Genomic DNA, 13,870 nt, shown 5'->3' with positions numbered 1-13,870 from the left:
GTGACCAAGGGGCTGATCATCGACGAACCGTGGATCGGCTACATCCTGGACGGCACCAAGACGTGGGAGATGCGCTCTACAGGCGCGTCGCATCGCGGCTGGTTCGCTCTGATCCGGAAGGGAACGGGCGCGGTCTGGGGCGTGGCGCGGCTCGTGGATTCGGGCGTGCCGCTGTCGCCGGACGATATGATCGCGACGTTCGACAAGCATCGCATCCCTTCCGACATGATCCGCAGCGGTCGGGTGGCCAAGTGGAGCACGCCTTGGAAGATAGCCGATGTAAGAAAGCTAGGCTCGCCGGTCCTGTATCGACACAAGTCCGGAGCGGTGACCTGGGTTGAACTGGACGTGAAAGCGTCTGAGGAAATTTCCCGCCAACTCGAATCCGTTCCGCCGGAGGGTAAGCCTGAGCCGTCGGCACCGCTGACTGCACCTGGCTTTCCCCAAATGCCGTTGCAACCACACACGCCGAAGCCCGTGGTCCCCGCGGCTGCGCCCGCTAGGCCTACGATTCCCGGAGCGGCGGCTGGCAATGGCCGCCTGATCGGCGAGATCGGGATCACTCAGGGGAATATCGACCACAACCATATCTACCTTCGCTCGATCTTCGACCGGTTCCCGGCGGACGCAAAGGGCGGCTCCAACAAGGCTTCGGCGGCGAAGAAGGAGATTGTCGTCGATTGGGGCGACCCGGAACCAATCCGGACCGACCTCGATGGCGAGAAGAAGTTCTTTCGTGCCCGCGGCTGGATTGGAGCGTTCTACAAGCTCAATCGAGCCAAAGCTGGTGACACGGTGCGGATCGAGGAGACCGCACCCTATCGATATCGCGTCAGTCTCGTAAAAAGATAAGTCCGGCACGAGTTATTTGCAGTCGGTCGGGCTGTCGACTTCATAGTTTCTGGGGGACAAATAGTGGCAATCAATGCTCAAAACAGAACGCTGCCGGACTGGTTCACCAGGATTCGGCTACTTCAGACGAAGCTGCCTCGTTTCCAGCGTTTCGAAGCTTGGGACCACGCCAATGTCACGCAGATGTTCAACACCATCCTGCGCGGCCTCCCAATAGGAGCCACTCTCGTCCTAGAAATCGGAAACGAGGAGCCGTTCATCTCACGACCGCTAAAAGGTGCGCCGAGCACAGGTGAGAGAACGACCGAGCATCTGCTTGATGGGCAGCAGCGCCTTACCGGGCTTTGGCGAGGACTGCACAACAATTATGAGGATCGGACCCTCTTCGTCTATTTGAAGACCGAGGAAGAGACGAAGATGCCCTACTACATTGCCTCGGTCGCTCGCTGGAAAAAAGAGGGCGACAAGGAGTTTCGACCGTTTTGGGCGAACACCATTGGTGAACTCTGGAAACGGAGAATGATTCCCCTGGATCTCTGTGCTCCGGGTGATCAAGCGCGTGATCGGTTCAAGGAGTGGATCCGAGAAGCGGTGCCGGACGCGGACGAACGAGAATCGATCACCGAGACGAGAACCGAAATCGCCCAGGTCTTCGCAACGTTCAATCTTCCCTATCTTTCGCTGGCCGTAACGACCAACAAGGATACGGCACTCGACGTGTTCCTGAAGATGAACACTTCTGCCGCGCCCCTTACGAGGTACGATATCGTTGTTGCCCAGATCGAAGCAGATATGGGCGAATCCCTGCATGATCTCGTAGGCAAGGTAAAACACGACTGCCCGTCCATCGCCGCCTATTACTCGATCGAGGAGTTGGTCCTCTACGCTAGCGCCCTCTTGCAGGGTCGTGCCCCAACCAATGCTACCTACCTGGCGAAGGATTTCGGCCAGCAGCTCCTCACGAACTGGGACAACCTGGTCTCCGGTGTTAAACGGACCGCCGCCTTTCTGGAATCAGAGAGAATCTTTGATGCGCCTCGGTTGCCGACCGACGTTGTCGTGCCTGTGCTGGTTGCCCTATGGGCACTTGCTCCTGCAGCCCTCGACGGCGCGGGCCAGGCGCGTACCGACCTTCGGAAGTATTTGTGGCGGGCGGCGTTTACGAACCGCTATGAAAACTCCACCACATCGCGCTCGCTGGCCGACTTCATCGACCTACGACCGCTCGTTACGGGCCAGGGAGCGTCGAACCCGACGATCTTCAACGAGGAGCTTTATCCCCTACCGCAGGAGCAGGAACTCGTCACTGCCGCATGGCCTAAGAAAAAAGACCGTCTGGCTCGCGCAATCCTGGCTGTCGCCCTGCGCCAGGGTGGCCACGATCTCGCCGATGCCACTCCGGTCGGTCGGGCGAGTATTTTGCAACGCGAATATCATCACCTGTTTCCGCGGGCCTACCTAAAGAATCTCGGAAGGCAGGACAGAGAGATATTCCGGGCGCTGAACTGTGCGCTGGTCACCTGGCAGACTAACCGCAACATCTCTGACAAAGAGCCGGAACACTATCTGGCGCAGCGACGAGACGGGAATGACCTTGGTGACAAGGAGGTTGGGGATCGGCTGGCGACGCATCTGATCCCATACAAGGAAATGGTCGGGGGCGACTATGACGCCTTCCTCAACGAGCGCGCCAAGATGATCCACTCGAAAATGACAGCCCTTTGCACGGGCGGAGCCAATTGATGTCGAATCCTTCCTATAAAAAGAAACTCATCGAAGTCGCGATCCCGCTGGAGAAGATCAACGAGGCGTCGGCGCGGGAGAAGTCGATCCGACACGGCCATCCCTCGACGCTGCATCTGTGGTGGGCAAGGCGTCCGCTAGCGGCTTGCCGGGCGGTGCTGTTCGCGCAGTTGGTAGACGATCCCTCAGGTTACGTCGACGACCTCCTCAGCGATATCGGGAGCAGGACCGCCGCTGAGCGGGAACTGAACGCACGTCTGAACGACCGCGAGAAGAGGCGCCAGGAGGGCAAGGCGCTTCCGGCGGACGACAAGGAGATCACGCTTGAGGATGTTGCAATCGAGCTGGAGCGCAAGCGCCTGTTCGACATCATTGAGGAACTGGTGATCTGGGAAAACTCTACCAACGAGGAGGTGTTGGAGCGCGCGCGGGCGGAAATCCGCAAGAGCTGCGACGGCGAACTGCCGCCCGTCTACGATCCGTTCTCCGGGGGCGGCTCGATCCCGCTAGAGGCGCAGCGGCTTGGGCTTCCGGCCTATGGCAGCGACCTGAATCCTGTCGCCGTGATGATAGGCAAGGCGATGATCGAGATCCCGCCGAAATTCAAGGACATGCCGCCGGTCCATCTGGGCGGCAAGGAGAGCAATCACTACCGCAACGCCGAAGGGCTGGCGGAAGATGTTCGGCATTATGGCGAATGGATGCGCGAACGAGCTTTCGAGCGTATCGGCCGTCTCTATCCCCAGGTCGACCTGCCGAGGGAATATGGGGGCGGGAAGGCCACGGTCATTGCCTGGATCTGGGCGCGGACGGTGCCGAGTCCCGACCCGGCATTCTCAGGCGCCTCTGTGCCAATCACTTCGACTTTTGCCCTGTCCACTCGAAAGGGAAAAGAGGTTTGGATCGAGCCTGTGGTCAGTAAGGAAGAGAAACGCGTCACCTACCGCATACGGCAAAAGGGTTCTCGGGAGCATATGGAGAGAGCTTCGCAAGGGACAAAGTTGGGGAGGGGTGCAAATTTCAGATGCTTGCTCTCTGGCGCGGCAATAACGCCTGAATTCATAAGGCAAGCTGCTACTTCTGGCAGTATGAGCCAACAACTCATTGCCTTGGTTGTCGAAGGAAAGAGGGGTCGCGTTTACATAGACCCAGTCACCTCCCAAGAGGTAAGCGCTTTGAACGCGCAACCGCTCTGGAGGCCAGAATCGGAGTTCTTCCAAAAGGCTCTCGGTTTCCGCGTCGGGAACTACGGAATGTCCACGTGGAGCGATCTGTTCACGAGTCGCCAGACACTTGCCTTGGATACGTTCAGCACCTTGATCGACGATGTGCGTGCGCAAGTTGAAGCCGATGCGACTGCGGCCGGGCTTCCCAAAGGAAGCCCATTACGCGACGGTGGTGCTCATGCAAGAGCTTACGGCGAAGCCCTTAGCGTCTACCTAGCTTTCGCGGTTGATAAGCTTGCTGACCGCAACTCGCAGCTGACCAGTTGGGTTACGGAACGTGAACACGCGCGGAACACCTTCGGCCGCCAAGCACTGCCGATGACTTGGGACTACGCTGAAGCAAATCCCTTTGCTGACGCAAGTGGTAACTTCCTAGGAGGAATCAAGTCTATTTCGGGAGCGTTAAAAGGACTTGTCGCTGCTGTAAGCGGATTGCAGATTCACGCTGCGGCAGGAACTGGGCCTTTTTCAGAATATGTAATTTCCACGGACCCACCATATTACGACAATATTGGGTACGCCGACCTATCCGATTTTTTCTACGTATGGATGAATCGGAGTATCGGCAAGATATTTCCTGAAATATTCGCGACTTTAGCTACCCCAAAGGCTGAGGAATTAGTTGCTACTCCAGCCCGCCATGGAGGTGCAGATGCAGCCGAGCTGTTTTTTTTGAAGGGGATGACATCCGCTTTCAAAAACATCATCAAGTCGTCGCGTACTGACTTCCCGCACGCAGTTTACTACGCGTTCAAACAGAGCGAGGTTGAGAAAGACGGAATAGCGTCAAAAGGGTGGTCAACGTTCCTTCAAGCTACGATTGACGCTGGTTTTTCAGTAGTCGGAACATGGCCGATTCGTACTGAGCGGCCAGCTCGAATGAGAGGAATTGACAGCAATGCCCTCGCCAATTCGGTCGTCCTCGTTTGTCGAAGGAAAGAAAGCGGAAATAATGTAATCACTCGCGCTGAATTCATCCGTGCACTTAAGCGCGAACTACCAACTGCGCTGCGCGACCTGCTCGCCGCAAACATCGCGCCGTCCGATATTCCCCAGGCATCGATCGGCCCTGGCATGGGCATCTTCTCCCGCCATTCGGCTGTCCTAGAGAGCGACGACACGCCGATGAGCGTCAAGTCGGCCCTACAGCTCATCAATCGCGAGGTCGATGAATATCTCAACGACGTGGTCGGCGAGTTCGACGCCGACACGCGGTTCGCCATCACCTGGTTCGAGCAGTTCGGCATGGGCGCCGGTCCGTATGGAACCGCCGACAATATCGCACGCGGCCGGGGCATCTCGGTCGAGAGCGCGAAACACGCTGGAATTCTGGATAGCTCGGCGGGCAAGGTGCGAATCCTGAAGCGCGATGAGCTTCCCGAGGACTGGAATCCGGCGGAGGACAAGCACCTCACTGTTTGGGAGTGTTGCCAACAGGTGGCGCGCGCGCTGGAAACTGGCGGCGAGTTCGAGGCTGCAGTGCTGATCCGGGCCATCGGCCCGGCCATAGCCGAGAACGTCAAGGACCTCGCCTACGTCATCTATAACCTCTGCGAGAAGCGAAAGGACGCCAAGGAGGCGACTTCCTACAACGCGCTGATCGCCGTGTGGTCGGATCTCACGCGGCTCGCCGCGAGTCCCGAAACCGCCAACCGCGGCGGCCAGTTTTCACTGGCCGTCTGATATTTCGGCGGCAGACTGGGCGGTCCGGCCGCAGCTTCAACACGACAATCCCAGGGGCAAGAACAATGGCAAAAAGCGCAAGACAGCATGTTTTCGAAGGAATGGAGCTTCTTCCCGAAGCTCTGATCCCATTCGTGGAGAAGCGGTTGGAATCGTCGCTGAAGGGTCATTGGGCGGCAGAGGTGGTGGAACGGATCAGCGGCCTCCGTGTCGTCCAAGGCAAGGTGGGCTGGGACCAGGCGGGACTCCTCAAGACCATGGCTGTCTTCTGGAAGGACGCCTTCTCCAATGTGCTCGGCCCGGCCGAGCGCTCTCTCGTCGGCGAGCTTGGCGATGTCCGCAACAAGCTCTCGCACAATGAGAGCTTTACATATGACGACGCCGAGCGGGCGCTGGATTCGATGCGCCGGCTGATGACGTCGATCAGCGCCGGCGAGACCGCGGAGAAGCTCGGCGTCATGCGGGATACCATCCTGCGGACGAAGTTCACCGAGTTGCAACGCAACGAGGAACGTCGCAAGACGCAACGGACGGAGATCTCGGTGGAGACGGTTGCAGGACTCCTGCCTTGGCGGGAAGTCGTCGAGCCGCATCAGGACGTTGCGACAGGCGAGTTCACCCAGGCCGAATTCGCCGCCGACCTCGGCAAGGTCCACAACGGCTCGGCGCCGTCGGAGTATTCCAACCCGAAGGAATTCTTCGCCCGCACATATTTGACCGACGGACTTTCCACGCTTCTCGTCGGCGCGGCCAAACGGCTTTCAGGAACGGGCGGCGACCCCGTTGTCGAGTTGCAGACCAATTTCGGCGGCGGCAAGACGCACTCCATGCTGGCGCTCTACCACATGGCGGGCGGCACCCCGGCGCGCGATCTGCCGGGCCTCGACCAACTCCTCCAGAAGGAAAGTCTGGGCGTTCCGGAGAAGATCAGCCGCGCCGTGCTGGTCGGCACCTCTCGCGGGCCGCAGGATGTCCTGAAGACGAAGGAAGGCCTGGACATCAAGACGACGTGGGGGGAACTCGCGTATCAGCTTGGTCTCGCCGAAGGTTTCGCGATGGTGGCGGAAAACGACGCCAAAGGAATCGCGCCCGGGTCTAACCTGCTGGAATCCCTGTTCAAGAAGTTTGCGCCCTGCCTAATCCTGATCGACGAATGGGTCGCCTATCTGCGTCAAATCTACAAGGTGGAAGGGCTTCCCTCCGGCTCTTTCGATGCGAACTTGTCCTTCGTTCAGTCCTTGACCGAGGCAGTGAAGACCAGCCCCGGGACGCTGCTGGTTGCCTCGTTGCCGGCGAGTCAGATCGAAGTCGGCGGCGAAGGCGGACTGGAAGCGCTCGCACGGCTGAAGCAGACATTTTCGCGTGTCGAATCCTCATGGCGGCCGGCGAGCCAGGAGGAGAGCTATGAGATCGTCCGGCGGCGTCTGTTCAAGGAAATCCCGGGCGACCGCTTCCATCATCGCGACAACACGCTGAAGCAGTTCGCCAAGCTGTACCGGGAGAACGCAAACGACTTCCCGCAGGGCGTCGCCGACGAGGATTATCGCCGCAAGCTGGAGAAGGCGTATCCCATCCATCCTGAATTGTTCGACCAGCTCTATGTGAGTTGGGGATCGCTGGAGAAATTCCAGCGCACCCGCGGGGTGCTGCGATTGATGGCACAGGCGATCCACGAATTGTGGATGAACAATGACCCGTCGGTGATGATCATGCCGGGCAGCGTGGCCATCAGTTCGGCACGCGTTGAACCCGAGCTGCTGCACTATCTGGAGCCTGCGTGGCAGTCGATCATAGCGGGCGATGTCGATGGCACGATGTCCACGCCCTACAAGATCGACCAATCCCAACCTAACCTGAATCGCTATTCGGCAACGCGACGTGTTGCGCGAGCCATCTTCATGGGCTCCGCGCCCATGCACCAACAGCAGAATAAGGGGGTGGACGACCGCCAGATCAATCTCGGCGTGGTCCAGCCCGGTGAGCGTCCGATGATCTTCGGCGATGCGCTCAGACGGCTCACCAACCAGGCCAAGTTCATGCATTCCGACCTTGGCAAGCATTGGTATTCCATTTCGGCCAGCTTGAATCGCATCGCCGCCGACCGTGCTGGGCAGATCGAGGAGGCGCTGGTCCTGGTCACGATCGACAAGGAACTGACGAAATACATCAATGGCATCGGCGACCGGGGCCATTTCGATGCGGTGCAGGTCGCGCCAGCAAATTCAGGCGAGGTTCCGGACGAGGCCGGCGGCGTACGCTGCGTCGTGCTCGGCATCGACCATTCGCATTCCGGCCGCGACGGCTCCGAGGCGATGGTCGAAGCCAAGGATATCCTCATGCAGCGCGGCTCCGCACCGCGCGTCTACCGCAACACACTTGTGTTCCTGGCAGCCGAGACAAAGCAGATCGACGGGCTGAAAGAGGCCATGCGTTCCGCCCTCGCCTGGGGCGAGATCGTGCGCGACACCGAGCGCCTCAACCTGACGCAGAGCGACGAGGCGCTGGCCAAGGCGAAACTCGCCGAGGCGCAGGAAACCATGAAGACGCGTATGCGCGAAACCTGGTGCTACCTGATCTACCCGATCCAGGAGGACGCGACCAAGGACATCGAGTGGATGACCGGCCGGATCGCGGCACAGGACGGAGTCCTGTCACGCGCCAGCAAGAAACTGGTGAGCGAGGAAGGACTGATGCCCGAATTGGGGCCCGGTCGGCTCGATCGCGATCTGCAGAAGTACATCTGGAATGGCAAGCCGCACCTGTCGCTGAAGGACCTCTGGGAATACCTGAACCGCTACACCTACCTGCCGCGGGTCAAGAACCGGACCGTGCTAACGAACGCAGTGCGCTCCGCGATCTCGAACATGCTTCCCGGCCCGTTCGCCTATGCCGAGCGATTTGACGAGACGACGCGATCCTACATCGGCCTAGCCATCGAGAACTCGGCGAATGCGGCGGTTGTGATCGACAGCGACAGCATCATAATCAAGCCTGACACGGCCGAAACCCATCGACCAAAGCCGAAACACGATCCCCTCGCACAGCCTATTGTCGGTGGCGGCAGCGGTGGTATGGAGGAAGGCCCTGCCACAACTCAAGGAGTTGGAGCTACATCGTCGACTGTTGTCGAGGAATGGAAACCAACCCGCTTTATAGGCACGGTAATGATTTCGCCGAGCCGGCCGGCTCATGAGTTCCGCCAGATCGTGGAGGGCATCATCGAGCAGCTGGCGACGCTGCCGGGGAGCGACGTATCCCTGAAAGTCGAAATCGACGCCGAGGTTCCTTCCGGATTGGACCGCGGCAAGATCCGGACCTTGATGGAGAACGCAACGACGTTGGGGTTTATCGACAAGCAGGTGGAGTAGCAACGTGGAAACGACGGCTGCGGAATCTCCAACCGGCTGGGATCCGGAAAAAGGCGGAGTGAAGGTTTACCTGCGGGACAATCCGGGCCGCCAGGGCGCCACGACTGGCCGAACAAGGATGGCCGGAACTTTCTTGATGGTCGAAGTGGATTTCGGCCCAAACGAAAAACAGTTCAAACGCTATTTGCAACTGGAGCCCGTTGTCGAAGAAACGGATCTCATCGACATCCTGAAGGCTGGAAGGTTCGGAACTCCAAGCGATCTGCGGCGGGTTCTGACATTCGAGAAGATCAAGGGGGACCTGACCAACGTCTTCTATTCGATGGAGGCCAGCAATACCGATTTCTATCCGCACCAGTTCAAGCCGGTGATGCGGTTCATCGAATCGCCCGTTGGCCGCATGCTGATCGCCGACGAGGTTGGTCTCGGGAAGACCATTGAAGCAATATACATATGGAAGGAAATCCAGGCACGACATTCAGCACGGCGGCTGCTGATAGTCTGTCCGGCCATGTTGAGGCAAAAGTGGCGCGGCGATCTGCGCAAGCGGTTCAACATCACCGGAGAGATTATCTCTGCAAAGGACCTCCTAGAGAAGGGCGAGGATATCGCCGGTCGTCGGTCTTCCGATGCATTCGTCTACATTACGAGCCTGGAAGGCCTTCGGCCGCCTGCGAGATACCTCGATGAAAGCGTTGGTGGCACTCGGGCGCGGTTTGCCAGGCTGCTTGACCAGAATACGGCGACCGAGGAGTTCGCGCTCTTTGACCATGTCATCATCGACGAGGCTCACTATCTGCGCAATCCATCGACAGCGAACAATCGCCTTGGCCGCTTGCTGCGCGAAGCGTCCCGCCATCTGGTGCTGCTGACCGCGACTCCGATCCAGATCAAAAGTGACAATCTCTATCAATTGCTTCGCCTGATCGACGAGGACCAGTTCTACGACGCGTCGCTATTTGAGGAAATGCTGGCGGCTAATTCCCAGATCGTACGGGCGCAGAGAGCGCTGTGGCGGCAGCCAGTGGACGTTGTCGAGGCCCGCGCGGCCATAATGGATGCTGAAAAATCAGATTACTTCAAAAAGGATGCGGTGCTTCGTCGAATAAGATCCGAAATCGACAAGGCCGCACAGGATTCCGAGAAACGTGTCGAGTTGCTACGCCTGCTCGAATCACGATCTCTGCTTTCGCAATACATGACGAGAAGCCGCAAGAGGGAGGTACTGCCGACTCACGTAGTGCGGGCGCCACAGGTCCTGAACGTCGTCTTTAGCAAGGCTGAAGCAGCGATTTACGATCACGTCACCAAAAGGATTCGCGAGCAGTCCGTCGGCAAGACCGGGGTATCGCTGTTTTCGCTGATTGCCCGCCAGCGCCAGATGGCGAGTTCTATCGTGGGGGCGCTGGAGAGCTGGAAAGAGAAGGAACTGATCGACGAGCTGCTTTGGGAAGATTTCGGTCTGTCGACCGGCCTGATCGAAGGCACGAGCCGCAATGACCGACAAGACGGCGAAGACCAGCCCGAAAGCGCGAGCGAGGCGCCGGTTGCGTACGGCTTTGGCTTTGACCTCGCGGAACTGGAAAAAAATGATGCAAAATACCGTGCACTGAAGGATTTCCTTGCTTACGAACTGGCAAAAAATCCAGCTGAGAAGTTTGTCATATTCGCCTTCTATCGCGGGACGCTAAAGTACCTCGCCAGGCGGCTGAAGGCCGACGGGGTCAGGGCGGGCCTGATTATGGGCGACATGGGCTCGTCCAAGGACGCGGTGATCCAAGATTTTGCGCTGTCGGAAGGACCCTCGGTGCTTCTTTCGTCAGAAGTCGGCAGCGAAGGCATCGACCTTCAATTCTGCCGCTTCGTCGTCAATTACGATCTTCCCTGGAATCCGATGCGGATCGAGCAGCGTATCGGGCGTCTCGATCGCCTCGGTCAGAAGGCGGAGCGGATCTCCATCATCAATCTAGTGGTGACCAACACCATCGAAGATCGCATCCTGATGCGGCTTTACGACCGCATCAAGGTGTTCAGCGAGAGCATCGGAGACATGGAGGAGATTTTGGGCGAGATGACCGAGCAGATCATGCTCGAGCTCCTCAATCCTCGTCTGTCTGACGATGAACGCGACAGGAGAGCCAAGGTGGCCGAGCTCGCGATACACAATACGCAGAAGCAGCAGCATGAACTAGAGCAGCAAGCCGTCAACCTGATCGGATTTTCAGACTATATTCTCGAACACATTACGGACAGCCGCAGTAAGGGACGCTGGTTGAGCGCTTCGGAACTCAGGCTGCTGGTAGAGGATTTCTTCGCCAGGAAGTACCCAGGCACCAAAATCGAACCTAACTCGCGGATAGACAATTCAGCGCGGATTACGCTTTCGGAGGAAGCCCGCAGGGACCTCGGCTATTTCGTCGCTGAGGCAAGGCCGGCAACGCGCACAAGGATACACCAGAGCTACAAGCCCATACTGTGCCTGTTCGATCCTCGCCAAACCGACGATGTCAGTCCTGACGTGGAATTCATCGAGCCGAGCCATCCATTGGTGCAATGGATACGAAACGCTTATGAGTCCGATCGAAGTCAGCTTCATCGGGTGGCAGCGCTCAGGTTGCCGACAGGAGCGACCAGCTTCCCCCCTGGGGATTATGTTTTTTCCGCGCATCGGTGGTCATTCGCGGGTGTCAGATCCAATGAGACGCTGGCATTTAGCGCATTGCGTATGGGCGATGCGGAACCGCTGAGCAATTCCAGTTCCGAAGAACTCATTGCGATTGCAGCCGGCTCCGCTGGCCTTTTTCCCAACGCCCATAACGTCATCGGAGACATAAAATCGGTGCTCGAAGCCGCTTCGGCGTGTGAACAGCATCTGGCGGACATGTTCGGCGAACGGCTTTCGGACTTTGAGGCGGAAAACGCTGTCCGTTGCGAACAGCAGGAAACCAGCGCCAAAAAATTCGCGCGACGTCGACTGGATGAACTGGGGGGGCGCATCCAGCGATTCAAGGTTGCGGGCAATCTCAAGCCCATTCCGATGACGGAAGGTCTCATCCGCAAAGAGGAAGAGCAACTCAAGACAAAGATCGAGCGGGTAACCAGAAGGCGTCACGTCGAGGAAACGATGGTTCCGTTGGCGATCGGGGTAATCAGGGTGGAATGATGATTGGTGATTGGCGACAAAGACTGCTTGCATTTCGCGACCGGCTGTTTGGTGAGCCCAGCGCGGCGGCGGATCCCCTCGACGAGGTAGAGGTCCCGACCGAAGAAGTGGCTCCTCCAGGCCCAACGGAATTACCCCCCGAGCGTCTGCCGTTGCCGACCGAAGTTCCGCCAACGGTTTCACGAACGTCTGGGCAAATACCTGAGCGGCTCTACGATCCGACCTCCAAGAAGAGCAAGGCGACCCGGAAAGAGAAACCGGTCGATTCCAGGCCAAAGGATGGGCGGAGATCGGCGCAGAAACCGACTTCGGCAGCCAACGTCAAACGGCTGGTCGTGGGGGCAGGCCGCGCCGCCAAACGTCTAGTCGCTGAACACAATGAGAAGCGCGGCGGGGATGAGTTAAGACAACCTAGCGCGCGGTCCACGGGACGAGACCAGGTCTTCCTGAATCTCGGCATCGACTTCGGCACGAGCTTCACCAAGGTTTGCTTCCGGGACGTAGGGACGGAAGACTCATTCCTTGTGACCTTCGATGCTACCTCGGCACATGACGCCTTGTTGCCCTCCATCGTGGCGGTGGATAAGAAGGGCACGCTCTATACCGCCGATCAGGCTCCGCGCGGAGCGGTCCTGGTGCCATATCTCAAGATGAGGCTCGCCGGGTCGCCTATTGGCGAAGACTTGCCTGTCGTGGATGGCGTCGACCTTGGCAGCAGGGAAGCGACATGTGCGCTCGCCAGTTGGTTTCTTGCTAGGGTGCTCTCACGCAGCCAGGAATGGATACGCAAGCACGAACGTGACAGGCTAAGGAACAGAGTTCCTGTTTGGTCGGCAAATATCGGCGTTCCGGTGGAACATTACGATTCGAAAGCCATCGACACCTTTCGCAGGGTGCTAGGTACTTCGTGGATTTGGGTTGCGAACGCCAGACTCCCCAAAACCGTGGGGGAAGCCGTTTCCGCTTATCTGCGGGATGTTGACCGTCTCGAGGGCGAGGTTTCGGATTTTCACGCGGTTCCCGAGATAGCGGCTGCAGTCCAATCCTTCGTCATGTCCCGGGAGGCGGTCGCAGGAATCTATGTCTATTTCGACATCGGCGGCGGAACGGTTGATGGCGTCGCCTTCAAGTTCCTCAATCACCATGGCGAGCGGCGAGTCAACTTCTATTCCGGCAAGGTATCGCCGCTCGGAATTTCGGCCTTGGCCTCAGCGCTTGGATCAGGTTCACCGCGCGATATCGACGAAAAGAAACTCAAGCGATTAGTCAGCGATGGAAACGTTGAAGTCCTTGCAGATTTTGAACATCGCGTGAGGCAGTTGGTCGGGAAGGTTGTTATGACGGCCAAGCAAAAGGATGGCCGAAATTGGCAAGAAGACGCAATTCAAGACCATCAGAACACACGAAAGAACATTCGCAGTCTTGGCGGCCTCGATAGAACGAGAATGACGCCACTCGTCGTTTTCTTGGGCGGCGGAGGCGCACCTTCCGCCTGGTACCAGACCGCGATCAGTTCGACCTATGACAAGTTTGGGCACTTCGGGGCCGGCGTTCCGCCGTACCAGCTATTGGAAGTTGCGGCACCTAGAGACTTGGACATGACGGGGCTGGCTTCCAGTGATTTTCGACGGTTTGCGATAAGCTACGGGTTGTCGATTCCCTTCGGTGAGGGACCGGAAGTTGGCTTACCGAGCCAGTTCGCCGACGCGGAGCCACTTCCGGTCAGACAAAACCGCGTTGCCGATTACCTTGATAGCAAGGACGCGTACGACTGACGGCGGACCAAGCTCATAGCTGCTCAATCGGGCAGTTTGATCCGTTTACTATCTGGGTGG

Annotated in this window: 6 protein-coding genes; all 6 read left to right on the top strand. The window is 58.4% G+C overall.

Annotated elements, in window-relative coordinates:
• Complete coding sequence (locus AC0L16_RS29075; RefSeq protein WP_473624830.1) at window positions 1-852, top strand: hypothetical protein; 852 nt, start codon at window positions 1-3, stop codon at window positions 850-852.
• A gap of 63 nt (window positions 853-915) precedes the next feature.
• A complete protein-coding gene (locus AC0L16_RS29070; RefSeq protein ID WP_473624828.1) occupies window positions 916-2,595 on the top strand; it encodes a GmrSD restriction endonuclease domain-containing protein in 1,680 nt (559 codons plus the stop codon).
• Entirely contained in the window at window positions 2,595-5,504 is a 2,910-nt protein-coding gene (locus AC0L16_RS29065; protein ID WP_473624827.1) for a DUF1156 domain-containing protein, read from the top strand. The genes AC0L16_RS29070 and AC0L16_RS29065 overlap by 1 nt, the downstream gene beginning before the upstream one ends.
• Before the next feature lie 146 nt (window positions 5,505-5,650).
• A complete protein-coding gene (locus tag AC0L16_RS29060; protein ID WP_473624825.1) occupies window positions 5,651-8,872 on the top strand; it encodes a DUF499 domain-containing protein in 3,222 nt (1,073 codons plus the stop codon).
• 4 nt (window positions 8,873-8,876) lie between these two features.
• On the top strand, window positions 8,877-12,035 hold the full coding sequence (locus AC0L16_RS29055) for an SNF2-related protein (protein WP_473624824.1): 3,159 nt from the start codon (window positions 8,877-8,879) through the stop codon (window positions 12,033-12,035).
• Window positions 12,032-13,810: a hypothetical protein gene (locus tag AC0L16_RS29050; RefSeq protein ID WP_473624823.1), complete on the top strand. Its 1,779-nt coding sequence runs from the start codon at window positions 12,032-12,034 to the stop codon at window positions 13,808-13,810. The genes AC0L16_RS29055 and AC0L16_RS29050 overlap by 4 nt, the downstream gene beginning before the upstream one ends.
• Window positions 13,811-13,870: the final 60 nt, after the last annotated feature.

The organism is Mesorhizobium sp. WSM4848 (assembly GCF_055811375.1).
This window is presented reverse-complemented; position numbering and strand designations above follow the sequence as displayed.